At 61.2% G+C, this 19779-nt stretch carries 14 protein-coding genes; 5 read left to right on the top strand and 9 right to left on the bottom strand.

All coding sequences use genetic code 11. The features are described from left to right. Positions 1 to 197: 197 nt before the first annotated feature. The 8 genes from RCAS_RS18460 to RCAS_RS18425 all read right to left on the bottom strand — a co-directional run bounded on the left by RCAS_RS18460 (position 198) and on the right by RCAS_RS18425 (position 10649). A complete protein-coding gene (locus RCAS_RS18460; RefSeq protein ID WP_012122041.1) occupies positions 198 to 971 on the bottom strand; it encodes an SDR family NAD(P)-dependent oxidoreductase in 774 nt (257 codons plus the stop codon). Continuing rightward, the gene (locus RCAS_RS18455) at positions 968 to 1960 is read right to left on the bottom strand and encodes an aldose epimerase family protein (protein ID WP_012122040.1); all 993 of its coding nucleotides are present in this window, start codon (positions 1958 to 1960) and stop codon (positions 968 to 970) included. Before RCAS_RS18455 ends, RCAS_RS18460 begins: the two co-directional genes overlap by 4 nt. A 181-nt stretch (positions 1961 to 2141) precedes the next feature. Further along, the gene (locus RCAS_RS18450) at positions 2142 to 4169 is read right to left on the bottom strand and encodes an alpha-galactosidase (protein WP_012122039.1); all 2028 of its coding nucleotides are present in this window, start codon (positions 4167 to 4169) and stop codon (positions 2142 to 2144) included. 5 nt (positions 4170 to 4174) lie between these two features. Next, positions 4175 to 5539, bottom strand: a complete 1365-nt coding sequence (locus RCAS_RS18445; protein WP_012122038.1) for an ABC transporter substrate-binding protein — start codon at positions 5537 to 5539, stop codon at positions 4175 to 4177. Positions 5540 to 5619: 80 nt separating this feature from the next. Beyond that, entirely contained in the window at positions 5620 to 6495 is an 876-nt protein-coding gene (locus RCAS_RS18440) for a carbohydrate ABC transporter permease (RefSeq protein WP_012122037.1), read from the bottom strand. Further along, positions 6495 to 7445, bottom strand: coding sequence for a carbohydrate ABC transporter permease (locus tag RCAS_RS18435; protein ID WP_012122036.1), 951 nt, complete (start codon positions 7443 to 7445; stop codon positions 6495 to 6497). The genes RCAS_RS18440 and RCAS_RS18435 overlap by 1 nt, the downstream gene beginning before the upstream one ends. A gap of 193 nt (positions 7446 to 7638) precedes the next feature. Next, positions 7639 to 9693, bottom strand: a complete 2055-nt coding sequence (locus tag RCAS_RS18430; RefSeq protein ID WP_012122035.1) for an alpha-galactosidase — start codon at positions 9691 to 9693, stop codon at positions 7639 to 7641. Continuing rightward, positions 9690 to 10649: a GntR family transcriptional regulator gene (locus RCAS_RS18425; RefSeq protein ID WP_012122034.1), complete on the bottom strand. Its 960-nt coding sequence runs from the start codon at positions 10647 to 10649 to the stop codon at positions 9690 to 9692. Before RCAS_RS18425 ends, RCAS_RS18430 begins: the two co-directional genes overlap by 4 nt. Positions 10650 to 10738: 89 nt before the next feature. Between RCAS_RS18425 and RCAS_RS18420 the strand changes: the two genes are divergently transcribed. Both RCAS_RS18420 and RCAS_RS18415 read left to right on the top strand, forming a co-directional pair. Next, a complete protein-coding gene (locus RCAS_RS18420; protein ID WP_012122033.1) occupies positions 10739 to 11821 on the top strand; it encodes a transposase in 1083 nt (360 codons plus the stop codon). A 194-nt stretch (positions 11822 to 12015) separates the two neighbouring features. Continuing rightward, the gene (locus RCAS_RS18415; RefSeq protein ID WP_012122032.1) at positions 12016 to 12402 is read left to right on the top strand and encodes a zinc-ribbon domain containing protein; all 387 of its coding nucleotides are present in this window, start codon (positions 12016 to 12018) and stop codon (positions 12400 to 12402) included. Positions 12403 to 12519: 117 nt separating this feature from the next. On the opposite strand, the gene RCAS_RS18410 is transcribed toward RCAS_RS18415, so the two are convergent. Next, entirely contained in the window at positions 12520 to 14859 is a 2340-nt protein-coding gene (locus RCAS_RS18410; protein WP_012122031.1) for a sodium-translocating pyrophosphatase, read from the bottom strand. 980 nt (positions 14860 to 15839) lie between these two features. On the opposite strand from RCAS_RS18410, the gene RCAS_RS25330 reads away from it, so the two are divergent. The 3 genes from RCAS_RS25330 (at position 15840) to ctaD (ending at position 19653) form a co-directional block, all read left to right on the top strand. After that, a complete protein-coding gene (locus RCAS_RS25330; RefSeq protein WP_157042695.1) occupies positions 15840 to 16064 on the top strand; it encodes a hypothetical protein in 225 nt (74 codons plus the stop codon). A 529-nt stretch (positions 16065 to 16593) separates the two neighbouring features. Next, complete coding sequence (gene coxB, locus RCAS_RS18405; RefSeq protein WP_012122030.1) at positions 16594 to 17706, top strand: cytochrome c oxidase subunit II; 1113 nt, start codon at positions 16594 to 16596, stop codon at positions 17704 to 17706. Positions 17707 to 17727: 21 nt separating this feature from the next. Further along, positions 17728 to 19653, top strand: coding sequence for a cytochrome c oxidase subunit I (gene ctaD, locus RCAS_RS18400; RefSeq protein ID WP_012122029.1), 1926 nt, complete (start codon positions 17728 to 17730; stop codon positions 19651 to 19653). Positions 19654 to 19779: the final 126 nt, after the last annotated feature.

The raw sequence follows: 19779 nt of genomic DNA, 5'->3' as shown, positions 1-19779 counted from the left end.
AGGGGGCTTGCGCCACGCGCGCGGGTTCGTCCCACGGTGGGAGTGCCGGTGTGTACTCGGGTGTTCTGTCCACCCTTAAAGCGGGGGAGGGCAGGGGTGGGGGCAAACCTGGTGAGCGCGGAAGGCGCATCCACCGCTACGTCGTCCACGGCTTCGGTCGTAAGGCGGGTGTGTCCCGCGTCCCAGGACGGGCACTATCAAAACGTGATCGACAGTCCGCCATCCACAACGAGCGTATGCCCGGTGATATAAGTGCAACGCGGCGAGACGAGGAATGCCACGGCTTCGGCGATCTCTTCGGGCAATGCGGGGCGCGCCAGGGGAATGCGTCGTCGGCGCACATAGAACTCCTGGAACTCCGGCGTTTCGTGTTCGTTGACGCCATTGACGATTGCCATGGGCGTTTCGACGAAGCCCGGCGCAATGCCATTCACCAGGATTCCGTGCGGCGCAAGTTCAACCGCTAGACAGCGCGTGAGTTGGTCGATGGCGCCTTTTGCCGAGTTGTAGTGGCTGGACTGTGGCATGCCGAGGAAGCCATTAACTGAGGAAATATTGACGATCCGCCCGCCTGTCCCTTGACGCACCATCTGGCGCGCTGCCGCCTGGCTGCACCGAAATGTGCCGAAGTACATCACATCGACAGCGCGTACCCACTCGTCAAAGGGTACATCGAGCAGATCGGCGGTGTAAAAGATGCCAGCATTGTTCACCAGAATATCGAGATGCCCGAACGTCTGCACTGCCGCCTCGACCATGCGTTCTGCGTCGCGGGTCACATCCGCCTGAACGAAGATTGCCCACCCACCCGCCGCAGTGATTGCGTCGACCGTCGCGCTGCCGCCGGACTCATTCAGGTCAGCCACCACAATTGCGGAACCATCGCGCGCCAGCGTCAATGCTGTTGCCCGCCCGATCCCGCTGGCAGCGCCGGTGATCAGCGCCACGTTTCCTTCGAGCATGCCGCTCATCGTACTGCTCCATTGCGATCAATATGTTCGACTGCGCTGATGCCGCGGTAGAGGACGGCAGTCACTTCGGTATCGAGTTCCGCTCCTGGTTCCAGTCGGCTGGCGGTTCCCTGCGCAATCGCCTCTTCGAGACGGTATGGATAACCCGTGCATGGTTCGAGGATCGTTGTGTAAAGACCGCGCCAGCCGCCATATGCGCCGAAGACCCACACTGAACGGAAGACCGCCGGATCGAACGCCAGCCCGAAGCCTGTGGCGCGCGCGGTATCGGTTAGCGCGCACCAACCGGCGTCGAGTTCGATGGCGTAGAAGAAGTCGCAGAGTGCTGCGTTCTGCGGCGGAACCTGGCGCATATCGACCGTCGCGCCAGCATCGGAGTGCGCCAGGGACCAGGTGAATCGCTCGACTTTTGCGCCGAGCCGCTGGCGAAATCCCGCATCGACCAGCACGGTGCGCGCTGGCAGATCGATGCGGCAGCGGGGAGAAATTGCCAGCGCCGGGTGAAGTTTGAGCAGAAAATCGAGCGGCGCCGATCCATCGTTGCGAATCCGATAGCGAATCCGTATCACCGGCTCATCGGCGCGCAGTGTGATCGATTTTTCGACGAAAGTCGGCGTGACCACGCCGCTGCGACTCAGGCGCAGCCGTATTTCGTGGGCATCGACATCGACGTTCCAGTCATACGGCATCGACCACAACTCGCCATGGTCAGGATAGGCATCGCCACCGATCACAGCCGGTGCGTCGTTGGGAAACAGTTCGTCCCACCCGCCGCAGAACCAGTCGTCGTAGGCGACGCCATAGATTGCTGGACGTGGCGGCACACGTGGGTTGTGCCACAATATCTCGCGGTCTGCTGCCTTATCGACCAGCGACCAGATTTTGGCGCCCAGTTCCGGCAGGACCACCGCGCGCAGGTGACGGTTTTCGATCAACAACGCTTGCAAACCGCGATATGTCCAGTGGGGGTCGAAAGAAATGGCATTCATTGAATGCAATCCTTGCTTTTTACAACGTTCAGCACGCAACGTGGAATGTTCAATGTCCCCTATGCGCGCGCCGTTTGCGTGTGGTGGGCACCCACGGGGGCGCCCCTACGGTGAACGTCTCTGCCTGTGTCGGGGCAGGTCCCCGCGCCTACCCGGATGGGGGCAACCACGGGGGGCGCCCCTACCTTTCACCCTCCACCTCTATCATAACGAGCTCTGAACTGAACTCTTCTAGCGCCACGGTGATCCCGTCGCGCTCCAGTTCGGCGCCGGTGCGTTGCAGGGTGCGCCCGCTATCGACGTAGCGGACCAGATACGCCGCGTTTGGGAGCAGACCGCGCGGCTTGAAGGTGCGCTCGGCGACATCTCCCTGCGCGCGGTATACCATCACGACGCTGCGGGATTGGTCGGGCGCCACTGCCTGGAGAGCGTCCCATCCCCATCCCAGACCATCGATGTTGTGCAGCGGCGCTTTCAGATGGATGATCTTCGCCGAACGGATGAGATGGCGCAATGCTTTATATTGTTCGATAGCACGCCTGGTTTCCGCCATCTGCGCTTCGTTCCACTCGGTGACGCGCTGCATCAGGATGAGAGGCCCGCCGAAAATTGAACTGCGCAGGGTGTAGGGCGAGGGATCGTCCTGCATGTAGCGCACGCTATAGCGCGGCGAGAACGGGTAAGACGCGCCGTACACCCCCTGTCGTGTGGCATAGGACGAAGTATTGTCCACCGTGATGCTGGTATGGTACAGACGCGCCATTTTATAGGTCATCATGCATCCGCCGTCCTCGCAATTTTCGAGCACCAGGTGTGGGCAGGCGCGGCGCAGCGATTCGATGACGATGTCCAGCCCATACTGTGAGTTGGCGTAGTTGCTGTCGCCCGGTGCATGCGTGTGATCGCTGCGCTCGCACCGCTTCACCATATCCTCGCCGTCCTGGATGATGTAGTCGATCCCCTCTTCGTCCACCAGCCGGATCAACTGCTCGATGAGCCATTGGCGGCACGGCTCGTGTCCCAGGCAGAGCGGACCGGCGCCATAGTAATCGTTGCCGGTGTGAATGAGCCAGTCGGGGTGCGCTCTGGCGACCGGCGCTTCCGGGTTGCACTGCGCCAGCGCAACATGAACGCCAAACCGCATACCGTAGGAGTGCGCCCGTTCGACCAGCGGCTTCAGCCCGCGCGGAAACTTGATCGGGTCGGGGCGCCAGTCGCCGATCATACGTGCCCACCCCAGGTCCATCACCACAAGTTCGACGCCGAGTTCCGCGCAGCGGTCGATGGCTGCCAGTTGCTGCTCCTCGTTGATGTTCTGCTCGTACCGCCAGGAATTGTACTGCACCCACGGGTAGCGGTCGTCGGGCATCGGGGGATGGACATGCGCCTCGGCGAAACGCTGTGTCACATACCCGGCTTCGTCCCAATCCCCCTCGAAGCGCCCGACGAAAAACGCCGGAATCTCGAAGATCGCGCCTGGTGCGAGGCGGTGCGCCAGGTCATCGATCTGGCTCACCAGATTCACCCGTTCGGTGGTTGCCCAGGCGTGCAACCGGCTCTTGCCGTTGAACTCGATGCCGCACACCATGCCGCGCCCCCCCTCCGGCGGCTCGTCGTTCCAGTTGGGGGAACCGTCGCGCAGGGCGAACCACGCGCAACTGGAGGGACCCCAGTGGTGGGCGGGGTGCGATCCCATGCGGATCTCGTGCGGAGCGCATCCCACCCGCAGCCAGACCTCGTGCTGACTGAAGAAATCGCGCCGGTAATTCCAACTGAACTGTTCGACGTGGAACAGATAGAGTGGCGGCGGGGCGTGTGGCGTCAGCGTCAGAATATCGCACTGATCGATCCGCACCGTCGCACTGCTGCGATTCTCCAGCGTCGCCCAGGTGCGCACAAACGGATGATCGGCGAACAGGTGAAACCAGCGCATCAATCGCAGCCCGCCATCCGCCGTATCGAGCGTTAGCGCCAACAGGCGACTGCCATCTCCGACGGACTGCTCATCGACAGCGACAATCTGCGTCCAGAGCGGCATCCGTCCATCGACACGCAAAGCGCTCCCCGTCACCGATGACAGGTCAAGCCCTCCAGTTGCGCCGCTGAGATTCCAGGTCAGGCGCCCGTCCGCCGGCGACACGGTGATGGTTACGGTGTCTGTCGAGAGCGTCCATGTCTCAGGCGTGGCGCCTGATCCAGAGTGGGTCATACCGTTCATCCTTTCGCAAGAAGCGCATTGGCTTCTTCATCGATCTTCTTTGCCGCCTCTTCCGGCGTCAGGTTGCCGAGGAACAACTGATCGAACGTCGGCAGCAGCACCTCGCCGAAGATCTGCTGATTGTTGCGTGAGTAAAAATCACCAAGTCGTGCACCTTCGATAGTGCCGAGCACTTTGCGCAGCCCGGCTGGTTGCCCGACATACATCTCCTCGGACTCGCGCGCCGAACGCGCGATTGGTATCCAGTCGTGGTTGGACGCCATCGTCTTCTGATACGTTGTTGCCGACCAGCGCGAAAAGGCGAAGGCGGCGTCGATGACCTTCGAGTCTTTCGGAATGACCTGCCCGCCAAGCCAGTAAGCGGAGACGCGCTTATCCTTCCACATGGGCAACGGCGCCATATCCCACTTGAACGGCACATCCTGGAAACCACTGATCGCCCAGCTGCCATCGAAGAACATCGCCACCTTGCCGGTCTGGAAAATGCCAATATCCTGTGCTGTCGCGGAACGCTGGGTTTTGGTGGGAGCGACTTTATACTCGAAGATCAGGTCGCGGAGAAAGGTGAGCGCCTGCACATTGACCGGATCGCTGACCTGAAACTTCGTCGGCTCGACGATCTTATCGAAAAAACCGCCACCCATCGCCCACGCCAGCGTCTGCGCGCCCCACCAGATATCCATCACGCCGACATCCATCCCCCACTGCGTGGTCTCATCGCCGCTGCGCTTCGTCAGTTTCGTGGCGGCATTGATCACATCGTCCCACGTCCAGGTCTCGTCGGGGTATGCCAGCCCCTCGGCATCGAAAAGATCACGGTTGTAGTAGAGCGCCAGCACCTGGATATTTTCCGGCAAGCCGTAGAGATTGCTGCCGTCGAAGCGCCAGGCATCGTACAGTGCCACCGGATACTCCTCGGCGTTCATCAGTTCCGGCGCCAGATCGACATACGGCTGGATATTGGCGAGCAACCCTGCCCGGTAGTGTCCGTATGCCTGCACGTCGAAGAAGTAGAGGTCGTATGGGTTCTTCGAGCCATATGCCAGGTCGATGCGGGGCCAGTACTGGTCGTAGGGCAGAAGTTGCAGATCGAGATCGTACTGCCCCTTGAACGCTTCGTTGAACATCTGCGCGCGGACTCGGAAGTTCTCGTCGATGACCGGTCCATTACTCCACATAAGCGCACGAATCTTCGTTGGTTCGCTGGAGACCTGCGTCGGCGCTGCTGCTGTCGGGTTACCGGTTGTGGGCGCTGTTGGCGACGAGCCGCAAGCCGCCAGAATGCCGGAGGCAAGCGCTGCTCCTCCCACGGCTGCACTGCGCAGAAACTGTCGTCGACTCAGACGGGTGCGTGTTCCCATGATGGAATCCTCCTCTATCGCTTGTTTTCTGCCACGAACATCCAATATGCTGCGAGCGCGGGACGCGACGCATGGCGCTCCTACCCCTTAATCCCGGTCATCACGATTCCGCGCACGAAATATCGTTGCGCCAGAATGAACAGAATGAGCGGCGGCACGATCGAAATCGTCACCGCTGCCATCAGCAGGTGCATCTGCGGCCCGATACGCGGCGAACCCTGGAAATAGGAGAGCGCGACTGCAATGGTGCGTTTGCTCTCATCGGTCAGGTAGATCAACGGCGTGAAAAAGTCGTTGTACGTGCCCACAAACGTAAAGACCACCACCGTCGCCAGCACGGGATAACTGAGCGGCATCATGATGCTCCACCAAATCTGGTAGACATTGGCGCCGTCAATCGTCGCAGCCTCTTCGAGTTCACGCGGGATCGTCAGGTAGAACTGCCGCAGCAGGAAGATAAAAAACGCGCTGCCGAAGTAGGCGGGCACGATAAGCGGCAGAAACGATCCCACCCATCCCAGCGCATTAAACAGCAGGTAAGTTGGCACGAGTGTTACGGCGCTGGGCAACATCAGCGTCGAGAGCAACAGCATGAAGATGACGTTCTTGCCCGGCGCCGACAGGCGCGCAAATCCGTAGGCGCTGAGCGAACACGAAAGAAGCGTGCCAATCGTCACCAATCCAACAATGATGGCTGTGTTCCATGCGTACAGATGAAACGGCACGCGCGTCACCGCCTGCACGTAGTTCTCCCACTGCGGCGGGTCAGGGAGCCAGATCGGCGGCGAGAGGTACACCTGACTCGCCTGCTTCAGTGATGTCGAGATCATCCAGAAGAAGGGAATCAGCACCAATGTGGACCCTGCCAGCAGGATGAGAAGCGTCGTCAGCGATGTCAGACGCGCCTGACCGCGACGGGTCCGCCAGAAGAGCAGAGCAGCGCTCCGCACACTCATCAGTTCCTCCCCGGTCGCTCACTCTCGTAGTAAACCCAGAGCGGCGACGATTTGAAGACCAGCAAGGTCAGCGCCAGAACGATCAGGAACAGCACCCACGCCACGGCGGCGGCATAGCCAAAGTTCAGGTATTGGAAGGCGTGTCGATAGAGATAGACCGAAAGGAAAAGCGTGGCGTTGTTCGGTCCGCCGCCGGTAATCACATACGCGTCGGTGAAAACCTGCAATGCGCCAATAACTCCCAGCACCAGGTTGAAGAAGGTGACATGCGAGATCATCGGCAGCGTGATGCTGGTAAACTGTCGCCACCGTCCGGCGCCGTCGATCTCGGCGGCTTCGTACAATTCCTGCGGAATGCCCTGCAACCCTGCCAGGAAGATCAGCATTGTTCCGCCAACTCCCCACAGACTGGCGATAATCAACGCCACCAGCGCCCACGTTTCGTCGAACAGCCAGTTGGGACCGCGGATGCCAACATTGCGCAGCACAATATTGATAATGCCGTAGTCGCCATTGAACAGCCAGCGCCAGAGCATTGCGACACCAACGCCGGAAATAACCGTCGGCAGGTAGTACACCGAGCGAAAAAACAGTATTCCGCGCATTTTGTGGTTCAGGAGCAGCGCCAGCCCCAGGGCGACAACCAGACCCAACGGCACGCTGATGATCGAATAGATGGCGCTGACCCTGAGCGACTGCCAGAACAGTTTGTCGTTGAAGAGTCGTTCGTAGTTCGCCAGACCATTCCAGCGTGGATCGGTCAAAATATTGTACTCAGTGAAACTGAGCAACAATGAGGCGACCATGGGACCCAGCGTGAAGAAGAGCAAACCCAGGATGGCCGGCGCCATAAAAATATAGGCGTTGATCGCTTCGATGCGCTGCCGGCGGTTGGTTCGCCGTGTGCCGGGATGCACGACGATGCGTGGTTGAGGATGAGGCGTATCCATTGCGCTGCTCCTCACTGAGACGAGTAATACCAATGACGATTGACGATGCCGCATGCTGGTCATTCCGAGCGCAGCGACTTGTCATTCCGAGCGGAGCGAGGAATCTGCGCGGGTCGCGCACGACCCCGCGCGCGGCTCGGGGTGACCATGCCGGATGGTCACAGGTCATTGGTATAACCACTCTGTTCTCGGTTCATCCGTGGATCAGCACGATGGCCGATCCTTCTTCCGGCAGGTTCTCGACATGCAGCCCGGCATCCATCAAAGTAGCGCCGTTCATCTGCGCCCGATGCCCGGTATCGATCCACGAAAGGGTATAGACGCGATCCGGTTGCAGGTGTTTCAAGCGCAGCGCGCGCGATGGTTCTCCGCCGGGCAGGCGAAAGATCGCGATCAGATGCTCGTTGCCGTCCGGCATCCGGTACTGAAATCCGGCCCAGCGGTCGCCACGCCCCTCGCCAAGTGGTTGCCCGGTCAGGCGGTACATATCCGCCTCGCGCACAAAGCGCCGCATGACCGTTTTGTAGAACTGAATATGTTCAGCGTACCGCTGCGCGACCCATTCCGGCAGATCAGGCAGACGCTGCGAGAAGCCAAAGCGCCGCAGCATCGAAATGCGGGTGTAGCAATCGACCTGGTGCGGCTGAAGCGCCGGATCGCACGGATTGAATGTCTGGCTCGGATGTTCCGCAAATGCCCACTCACTGTAGCCCCAGTGCAGGCAGGCATCCGGTGCGAGCATACAGGTTGCGCCCCAAAACACCTGCAAACTGTGTTCGGGCCAGTCCGGGTCGCTCAGGAATGCCATGTGCGTGCGGCGCGCGATGCCCGGATCGATGCGCAGCCCGCCCGACGAGCAATTTTCCAGTACGACCTCGGGGTGCGTGGCGCGCAACCGGTCGAGGAGCGCATAGTATCCGCGATAGTGGGCATACAATCCGTCTTCCGCGCCATGCCCATGATCGGTGCGGTTGCAGCCGGCGCCAGGGTTGAGATTAAAATCCAGTTTGATCCAGTCGCACCCGTTTTCGCGCACAAGACGGTCGAGCGTCTCGAATGCCCACTGCTGCGCCGCCGGATTGCCAAGGCAGACGTACCCAAGGCGTTCACCGTCGCGCATGGCGATGAATTCAGGATGCCGCTCTGCCAGTTGCGCGTGGATGCCAAGCCCCTCAATTTCGCACCAGATGCCGAAACGCATGCCATGCGCGTGGACATCATCGGCAAGTGCGCGAATGCCGGACGGGAAGCGCGCAGTATTGACCCTATCCCAGTCGCCGCGTTGTTCGTACCAGTGCGTATCGGCGTCCGGCGCACCGAACCATCCGGCGTCGAGGGTGCATACCTCGATGCCCAGGCGCGCCGCGACATCGACATTGGCGCGGAAGGTCGCCTCATCGAGTGCGCGGTCTTCGTATGCCCACCAGTGGTTCCACTCGACCGGCAGCGCATCCGCCAGCGCATTGCGCGGATACCAGAACTGCCGTCCCAAACGCGCAAACTGAACCGCCGTCTCATCGAGATCGGCGCCTGTTGCGAACGCCAGTGTCACCGGCGGCGCCGCGACCGATGCGCCCGGCGCAAGATCGACGGCGAATTCCCAGTTGTGCAACCCGCCCGACAGCGCGAGAGCGCCATCCAGCTTTGGCGTGAAACGGATCACCCAGTTGCCCGACCACGCAATCATGCCGGACATCAGCGAGCGACCATTGCGCACAAGCGTAAACCAGGGATGATGGCCGTGCGATGAGCGTCCAGACCGGCTTTCCAGGGTGATGGCGCTATTGAGGATCATGCGCTGCGGCTCGAACTCTGCGCCCCATGCGCCGGTAAAGGCGCAGAGATGGTATCCATCGGGAGGAAGATCGAGCGCCAGCGAGTCCAGACGGGTCACGCGACGCGGTACGTCTCCCTCATTCTGCACGACGATCCATGTCTCCAACGCCGCACTATCGGCATAGGTTACGATATGATACGCAACGACGATCCCGGAATCGGCATATGCCAGTTCAACACACACGTGGCGCATGCCAGGCGGCGTTTCAGACTCTGACACATGCCGCACCTGGGCGCCCGGTGTCTGTGCATCGAACAATTGTCCATCAATCACTGCCGCAAAGAGCGCCGATGAATCCAACGCCCACGACTCATGCGCCAGCCCGAGACGCATCAGCCCGATGTGTGGAATAAGACGCAGCAGGCAGACAAGTCCAGCAGTGGAGTGATCGAGCGTGGCGGGGATGGTCACGAAACACTCTCCTGGGCGCGTGGCGCCATTGCTGCCCTTTGGCGAGCATCACGAATGCGCTCTTTCAAATACTCGATAGACTGGTCATCGATGCGGAACTCGATCACCACGTCGGGTCGGCGACCGGTCAATTCCGTGAGCGCAGGGACGCAGTTGTGCGTCACCACCAGGTGATCGCAACCGCGCGCCAGACGACGAACATCATCGTGAGCGCCGATCAGCGCGGTGACGACATGCGCTGTCGGTTGATAACTCAGAATGGTGTATTCCAGCGAACGAGCAGTATCCGGCAGGGTGCACACCAGTCCGATCCGTGGCTTCGTCAGCCGCGCAATGCGGAGCAACGACTCGGGCGAGGGGCGCGTATCGACGCCGATCACACGGTCCCGGTACTGTGCCAGCGCCTGTGACACCTCGGCGAGATGATGGAAAGTCGTCACGATCAGGTCGTATGCCTGGGCGAATGCGTCAACATTCTGGCGCAGTTCGTCGAGCAAGCCTGCGCTGATCGGCACACCGGTCAAGCGGGACAGATCATGGCTCAGGGTCGTGCTGTCGTAGGAATTGCACTCGAGGAAGCGGATCGTCAGATCGCTTTCGCCGTACACTTCTTCGATCAGCGCGGTTATGTCGGCGAGCAGTTGTTGGCGCGTCATACCTGCCGACATCGCCTGCCACACTACGTCGCGCGCCTGCTGCCGCACGTGCTCAAGCGGCGCCGCCGTCGTTGCCATGCGCGTAACGATGGGAGAGCGCCGGTCGGCGCGCATTTCCAGAAGGCCAAGTTTGCGCAATTCCTGGCAGGCTTTGTTCACTGTGTTGCGGTTTGCGCCGAATTCTTCAGCCAGTTTGCGCACCGGCGGCAACGCTTCGCCGGGATGGTATACGCCATTGCTGATACGCCATATCAGTGCGCGCTGGATATCTTTGGCGGAGATACGATCATGCATTGCCATCTGACTACTCCGTCAGTCTGTCCTATGGCATAGGATATAAGACACATGCATGGTATACGAGAGTCGCGCTCCTGTCAAGGACGCACCCTATGTGGTTCAGGGGTCCGCCCGGTAGGGGCGCTGTGCGCTGGCGTCCACTTGGGGCCCACAGTCCGCATTTCCCCGCCTACAATACGGTACGGGACCTGCTGGCATGCGTGGATGCGGACGACCTGGATCGGCGGCTGCGTCCCTGGATGGAGCGACTGCTTGGCATGCCCGTGGGCGGGATCAGGGCCGATGGCAAGGTCTTAGGGGGGAGCAAACGCGCCGGGGCGCCCGCCCTGCATGGCGTCGAACTCGTCACCCATACCACGGGGATGGCGCTCGCCCAACGCGAGGCCGTCGGCGGGGATGCGGCGGCGGCCCTGTTGGCGCTGCTCACGGAAGCGCCCTTGGACGGGCGCATGGTCAGTATGGATGCGGGCTTCCTGAATGCCGCCGTCACCCAAACCATTGTGCAGGAACACGGCAATTACCTGGGCGGTGTCAAAGGCGATCAGGCTGAGTGCAGGCGCTCCTCGATGACCGGGTCGCCCCGCAGGTGCTTTTCCCCCCCGGACACGCCGCCAGCCCCGTTGCCGGTAGCGCTGGATCAGATTGCGCCACCCCGGCGGAAGCGCCAGCCGATCGGGTTCCGTCGTGAACTCCAACCCCGCCGGGCGCCGGATGCGCAGACGATCGAGCAATCGCGGGGGCGATTGGAGATCCGCGAGCTCTGGGTCGTGGATGCGGGAGACGTGGGGCCGTCTCTCATGACCGCATATGGGTGGCGGCAGGTCACACAGATTGGCGGGCTCCGACGCTGGTGTCGGCGGCGGCATGCGGACCTGTGGACGGTAGAGGAAGTGACGGTCGTCAGTAGTCGCCAACGCACGCCCGCACAGTTCCTGGCGAGCATCCGCAACCACTGGACGATCGAAAATCAAGTCCACCGACCACGGGATGGCAGCATGCAGGAAGATCGCTTGCACGGACGGGCCATTGGGGTCATCCTCGCCGTGTGCCGGAATGTGGTGATCAATCTCATCCGGCGACATCTTCCGGGTCGCTACATCCCAACCGCGCGCAACGCCATCACCACCGACCTCGGCATCGCATTACGCTGGATGCATCTTCCATTAAGGAACTGAGAAGCCCTCCCCGCCGTCACGTCATCCTTGCAATCCCTTTGCGCACATGATACACTATATATGGTTTGGTTCCACGTGGCGCCCTGGATTCCTGCCTCTCCGGTCAGATCCCATAGCCCATCGTTTGCCAGACCCCAGTCGATCAAAACCCAAGGTGTGGGCTTGAAAGCAAGCCCAAAGGAGCGAAGCGAGCGATGAGCTACGCCGACAAAACTCTGACATGCCGCGATTGCGGCGCACAGTTCGTCTTCACTGCGGGTGAGCAGGAGTTTTACGCGCAGAAGGGGTTCACCAACGAGCCATCGCGTTGCCCAAGTTGTCGGCAGGCGCGCAAAGCGTCCGGTGGAGGCGGCTACGGCAATCGTAGCAGCGGCGGATATAGCGAACGGAGCGGTGGGTATAGCGAGCGAGACAGTGGCTACGATCGTGGCGGCAGTGCGCGTTCATCGGGAGTGCGCGAAATGTACACCGCGATCTGCGCCAACTGTGGGCGTGAGGCGAAAGTGCCGTTCGTTCCGAGTGGGCGCAAGCCGGTGCTGTGCGACGATTGTTTTCAGTCGCAGCGGCGCAATCGGATGTAATAAATGTTGGGGCAGGTAGGGGCAGGCTGAGACCTGCCCCCTACGACCTGCCCCTACCTGCCCCCAACGTCGTGGACCCGCCCAACCTTGCGGGCAGGTCCAAGACCTGCCCCAACATCACACCCCTTTCGCCGTCGTTGCGGGTGCGGGAGTCTCGGTCGTCATCGACGGCGCTTCGCGCTTGCTCTGCCAGATTGCCCAGACCAGCGCCGCAGCGCAGAGGACCATAGCAAAAATGACGCCGGGGCTGCCGCTTGGGATCGTCACCACAATCGGGGCGATGATCAGCGCCACCAGGTTGATCACCTTGATCATGGGGTTCAACGCCGGTCCCGCCGTGTCCTTCAGGGGATCGCCGACCGTGTCGCCCACCACGGCTGCTTTGTGCGGTTCTGAGTGCTTGCCGCCGAAGTTCCCTTCTTCGATGTACTTCTTCGCATTATCCCAGGCGCCGCCAGCGTTCGCCTGAAAGACCGCCATCAACTGACCGGAGAGGATGATGCCCGCCAGGAATCCGCCGAGCGCCTCGACACCGAGTAGGAAGCCGACCAGGATCGGCACCATCACCGCGATCAAGCCCAAGCTGATCAGTTCCTTCTGCGCTGCTACGGTGGAGATGCTGACGGCCTGTGCATAATCAGGCGTCACCGTGCCTTCCATGACTCCTGGAATCTTGAACTGACGGCGCACTTCGTTCACGATCTGCGACGCCGCGCGCTGCACTGCGCGGATCGTCAGCGACGAGAACAAGAACGGCACAGCGCCACCGATCAACAACCCAATAAACACGGTCGGCATAGCGACATTGATGCCGATGGTGCGCAGCTGCTCTGCCAGCGGCACGCCGATCTGCTCCTGCACCTTCGACACATCCGCCAGGTACGAGCCGTAGAGCGCAACGGCTGCAATCACGGCGGAACCGATGGCGATCCCTTTGGTGACCGCCTTTGTCGTGTTGCCGACCGCGTCCAGATCGTCCATGACATTGCGTGCATTCTTATCCAGCCCTGCCATCTCACCGATGCCGTTGGCATTGTCTGAAATCGGGCCGAACGAGTCCATCGAGATCGTGTTGCCGGTGAGCGTCAGCATCCCGATGCCGGTGAGCGACACGCCGTACAGCACAGCGGTGAGCGTTACCGTGGGATCGGTCGAGTACCCGCTGTAGATGGCAATCGACGTCAGGATCGACGCACAGATCACCAGGATCGCCCACACGCTCGACTCCATGCCAAGCGCCAGACCGGAAAGAATATTGGTGGCTGCGCCAGTCTTCGATGCTTTACTGGTTTCCTTCACCGGGTTGAAGTGTGTCGATGTGAAATACTCCGTCAGTTTATCGAGCGCCACTGCCAGCACCAGACCGGCGATCGTCGCCAGGAAGGGGCGCCAGTCGATTGCGCCGGTTGTCGGATCGACCATATAGACTGCCGTGAACCCCGCAAATCCAATGAAGCAGACGAGCGCAGCGACATAAAAGCCGCGGTTCATGGCTGCCATCGCATTGCGGCGCTTCTCGTCGGTGCTGACGATAGAGTTGCCGATGACCGATGCAATCACGCCGATTGCGCGCAACACGAGCGGGAAGACAATGAAGCGCAGGTCGTACTGACCATCGCCCAGCGTGCCGACGACGGCATCGCCCAGCACCAGTCCCAGGATGAGCGCCGATACCAGCGTTACCTCGAAGCTTTCGAACACGTCTGCCGCCATACCGGCGCAGTCGCCGACATTGTCGCCCACCAGGTCGGCGATCACCGCCGCATTGCGCGGGTCGTCTTCAGGGATGCCGGCTTCCACCTTTCCCACCAGGTCGGCGCCAACGTCGGCTGCCTTGGTGTAGATACCGCCGCCGACGCGCATGAAGAGCGCGATCAGCGAGCCGCCAAAGCCAAAGCCGAGGAGCGCGTCCGGGGCAGCGATGCCAAACACCATAAAGATCAACGTCCCACCCAGCAGTCCAAGCCCCACTGTCAGCATGCCAGTCACCGACCCCGACTTGTAGGCGACTTGCAACGCCGGGTTGTACCCTTTGCGCGATGCGGCAGCCACACGCACATTCCCTTCGACTGCCACATTCATGCCGACGAAGCCGACCGCATACGAGAACAACGACCCCATCAAGAAGGCGACGGCACGCCCGAGTGCTACCCACAGAGTCGCTGCTTCCTCACTGCCGAAGTGTTCGACCGCTTCGCGCGTCGGCGGAATGATGAACACACTGGCGGCGAGGAGAAATGTCAGAACGACGATCAGAATGGCGATGGTGCGGAACTGACGACTGAGGTAGGCATTCGCGCCGTCTTTGATGAATCCCCAGACCTCTTGCATGCGGGCGGTGCCTTTGTCCTGCGCCAGAATCTGCGCCCGAAGGACGAAGGCATATGCGATGCCGAAAATCGCAACGCCGAGCACGGCCCATACGGCTGCCTGTTCGAAAGCGCTGAGTTCTTGCATCGATCTCTCTCCTTGTTCGCGTGCGAATAGCAACGTTGCTGCAATTGGTAAGAACGGCTTTGTTTCGCCTGTCGGACGCCAGCGGCTCTGCGAGCGTCAGTCGGATTGCCGGAAGGAAAGAGTTCCCCGACCTAGCAGGCTCCTGGTTTGGCTCCTTTCGGTATGGTTTTGATTATAGCAGGCGAGGTGACAGCGATGCCGATTGTAGCATAGCCCGGCGCGTCATGCAAAACGACGTGTCATCGCTATGTTAAGGGATGATAACCTCAATGATACGATTATACGCTTCGCAGTCCGTGTGGCAAGCAGCATGTCTCCCTTTCGGTTTCGCCACGATTTGCTGGAGAATCCGGGCGGGACGCCCGCGCTCCCAGGAACGCCTGCGCCGCCGGGTGAGCAGAATGCCTGCGCGCCCCCAGCAACGCCTGCGCCGCCGGGCGGGCGGGACGCCTGCGCTCCCAGGAATGCCTGCGCCGCCGGGCGGGCGGGACGCTTGCGCTCCCAGGAACGCCTGCGCTGCCGGATGAGGGGGCGGGACGCCTGCGCCGCCGGGTGAGCAGAATGCCTGCGCGCCCCCAGGAACGCCTGCGCCGCCGGGCGGGCGGAATGCCCCGCGCCTCCACGAATGCCTGCGCCGCCGGGCGGGCGGAATGCCCGCGCCTCCACGAATGCCTGCGCCGCCGGGCGGGCGGGACGCCTGCGCTCCCAGGAACGCCGCGCCGCTGGGTGAGCGGAATGCCCGCGCCCCCAGGAACGCCTGCGCTCCCAGGAACGCCTGCGCCGCCGGATGAGGGGGCGGGACGCCTGCGCCGCCGGGTGAGCGGAATGTCCGCGCGCTCCCAGGAACGCCTGCGCCGCCGGATGAGGGGGCGGGACGCCTGCGCCGCCGGGTGAGCGGAATGTCCGCGCGCCCCCAGGAACGCCTGCGCCCCCAGGAACGCCTGCGTTCCCAGGAATGTCTGCGCCGCCGGGTGAGCGGAATGTCCGCGCTCCCAGGAACGCCTGCGCCGCCGGATGAGGGGGCGGGACGCCTGCGCCGCCGGGTGAGCGGAATGTCCGCGCTCCCAGGAACGCCTGCGCTGCCGGATGAGGGGGCGGGACGCCTGCGCCGCTGGGTGAGCAGAATGCCTGCGCTCCCAGGAACGCCCGCGCCGCCGGGTGAGCGGAATGCCTGCGCTCCCAGGAATGCCCGCGCCGCCGGGTGAGGGGGCGGGACGCCTGCGCCGCCGGGTGAGGGGGCGGGACAATCGCGCCCCAGGAATGCCTGCGCCGCCGGGCGGGCGGGACGCCCGCGCCCCCAGGTTTATTGTCGGGCGGGGCGGACAGGCTGCCCGATAATACCAATTCCCTGTGACCATCCGGCATGGTCACCCCGATCAGAGCGAGGGGTCGTGCGCGACCCGCTCAGATTTCTCGCTGCGTTTACCCTGAGCGAAGCGAAGGGCTCGGAATGACACGCATGCGGCATCTTCAATCGTCATTGGTATAAGACCTGATCGGACGACCCCTTCGTCTGGTGAGGTCATACTGCGTGCAGCATCCGTCAAAAGAAGGAGATAATGGCTGTTGACACCCTCCAACTTTCGGGTATAATACCCCTCGAAACATCGTGCAACTTTTCACGTATTATCCAGGAGGCTTTCCCTGGATCATACGAAAACCACGTTGCTCCTGATCATTGGCTGAAATGTCACATCCAAGTGCGCTGAGCGCAGCGACTGGAGAGGAGCCTTCATGAGCACGCTTCCTCGGAACCTTCGCAGATGGTCGCGTTTGCTTCTCCTGATTGGTCTTGCGGTTGTGCCTGCCGCCTGCGGCAACACTCCCGGCAATACCTATGACCCCTACGGCGATAACGCGCGCCGCATCTACGAACTCCTTATTCCAATCTGGTGGATGGCGCTCGGCGTGTTCGTTGTCGTCGAGGGGTTGCTCGTTTATGCGATCTGGCGCTTCCGCCGACGTCCCGGCAGTGCGGCGATGCCGTCGCAGGTGCATGGCAACACCCAGGTCGAAATTCTGTGGACCATTGCGCCCGCAATTATTGTGCTGGTCATTGCGGTGTTGACCTTCCGCACCCAGGCGGCTAATGCGATCATGCCCGAGGATGCGCTGCGGATCAAAGCCATTGGGCATCAGTGGTGGTTCGAGTTTCAGTATCCTGATGCTGGTGCTGACGGCAAGCCGGTGGTGACCGCTTCCGACATGTACATCCCGGTTGGGCGACCGGTGACGGTCGTGCTGGAATCGCAGGATGTCATCCATAATTTCTGGGTGCCGAAGCTTGCCGGGAAGACCTACATGATCCCCGGCAAGACGAATTTCCTGACGTTCACTGCCGAACAACCCGGCATCTACCGCGCGGTGTGCGCCGAGTTCTGTGGCGAAGCGCACGCGCTGATGCGCTTCCGTGTCATTGCTGTCGATGAATCGGAGTTCAATCGCTGGATCGAACAGAAGAAGACCCCGCCATCTGCGCCTGCCGGAACGTTGACCGTCAACGGGTTGACCGGCGATGCAACGCGCGGTCAGGCGATTTTCCTCGATGCGCGCAAGCAGTGCATTGCCTGTCACGCGGTCGAAGGGACGAATGCGCGTGGGCAAATTGGTCCGAATCTGACGTACTACGGCAGCCGCCAGACGATTGCTGCCGGTATTCTTCCATACTCGCCGGAAAATCTCGAGCGCTGGCTGCGCGAGGCGCCGAAGCTGAAACCCGGCAACTTGATGAGCCGGGTGTTGACGCCGCAATGGATCAAGGCGAATCTGAGCGACCAGGAAATTGCCGATCTTGTCGCTTACCTCAATAGTATGAAGGTGTCGGTCACGCTGCCGCCAGAACGCTAGGCTAGATTGTGGAGGATTTGTATGGCTATCGCCGAACGTACCGCCGGAACGGTCAGCCCGCCCAGCGTCAGTGTGCGCCCCGGATGGGCCGGGTGGCTTAGCACGACCGATCATAAGCGCATCGGGATTATGTATCTGGTCAGCGCGTTCGTCTTTTTCCTGATCGGCGGAATTGAGGCGCTGCTGATGCGCATTCAGCTTGGCGTGCCTGATAATACGTTCCTGACGCCCGATGTGTACAACCAGATGTTTACCATGCACGGCACAACCATGATTTTCCTTGGTCTGATGCCGCTGAATGTCGGGCTAGGCAACTATATCGTGCCCCTCATGATCGGTGCGCGCGATATGGCGTTCCCGCGCCTCAATGCGCTCAGCATCTGGCTCTTCATCTTCGGCGGATTGATGCTGTATGTCAGTTTCTTTGTCGGCGGCGCGCCGAACGTCGGCTGGTTCGCCTATGCGCCCCTGACACAGAAGCAGTTTGCACCGACCGCCGGCGTCGATTACTGGATTATCGGCATCGGTCTGACCGGTGTGGCGTCGATTGCCGGCGCGCTGAACTTTATTGTAACGATTCTCAATATGCGCGCGCCAGGAATGACGCTCAACCGGATGCCGCTCTTTGTCTGGATGCAGTTGGTCGTCGCCTTTATTCTGATCTTTGCCTTCCCGGTGCTGACGGTGGCGACAATTCAGTTGCTGTTCGACCGGCATTTCGGCACGCGTTTCTTCCTTCCAAATCTTGGCGGCGATGCAGTGCTCTGGCAGCATCTGTTCTGGTTCTTTGGGCATCCTGAGGTCTACATTCTCATTCTCCCGACGATGGGGATTATTTCGGAAGTGCTGCCAACCTTCTCGCGTAAGCCGATCTTCGGTTATGCGTTTGTGGCGTATTCCGGTGTCGCCATCGGTTTCCTCGGCTTCCTGGTTTGGGCGCACCATATGTTCGCCGTCGGTCTTGGTCCGCTGGCGAATGCGTTCTTCGGCGCCGCAAGCTTCCTGATCGCCGTGCCAACCGGTGTGAAGATTTTCAACTGGCTGGCGACAATGTGGCAGGGGTCGCTCAACCTGACGACCTCGATGCTCTATGCAATCGGGTTCATTAGTATGTTCATTATCGGCGGCATTAGCGGCATCACCCTCGCCTCACCGCCGATTAATGTTCAACAGACCGACTCGTACTACGTTGTTGCCCATATGCACTACGTGTTGTTCGGCGGCGCGATCCAGGGCATCTTTGCTGGCGTCTTTTACTGGTTCCCAAAGATGACCGGTCGGATGCTCAATGAACGACTTGGCAAATGGCAGTTCTGGTTGATGCTGATCAGTTTCAACCTGACGTTCTTCCCGATGCACCTGAGCGGGAATGAGGGCATGCCGCGCCGTATCTACACTTACGAGGCGGAGATGGGGTGGAACCTCTGGAACCTGATCTCGACCATTGGCGCGTTGCTACTGGCGGTTGCGTTCCTGCTCTTCCTCTGGAATGTGCTCACGAGTATCCGGCGTGGTCCAATTGCGCCTGCCGATCCGTGGGACGGGGCGACGCTCGAGTGGGCGGTCAGTTCGCCGCCGCCGGTCTATAACTTCGCCGTGACGCCACGGGTGCGCAGCCGCCGCCCGCTGTGGGACAAGAAGTATCCGCACCTGCACGAGGCGAATGGGTCGCATGGGGCGCCTGCCGGTCGACTGGCAGGACCCCTTGATGACGGCTTTGAGCCTGAAACGTCTGCGGCGATGGAGCCGATCCATCTGCCCTCACCCACCTATGCGCCACTCATTGTGTCGGTTGGCATCATGATCCTGGGCTTCGGCATCATTTATCTGGGTGATTTCGGTCTCATTGCAGCATCGGCAATGCTTGTCGGCTTGCTCATCATGGCGACAGGCATTCTCAGTTGGGTGCGCATCTCGCACGTTGACTCGCCGTATCAGGCGCACTAGCATGCGAGAGGCGAGAGGGGTGAGGCGAGAGGGGTGAGGGGTCCGACAACGGCGTCGCGCGAGATGTATCTCGCATTGGTGGAGAGGCGAGAGGGGAGAGGGGAGAGGCGAGAGGGGAGAGGGGTG

This window comes from Roseiflexus castenholzii DSM 13941 (assembly GCF_000017805.1).
Classification (GTDB): domain Bacteria; phylum Chloroflexota; class Chloroflexia; order Chloroflexales; family Roseiflexaceae; genus Roseiflexus; species Roseiflexus castenholzii.
This window is presented reverse-complemented; position numbering and strand designations above follow the sequence as displayed.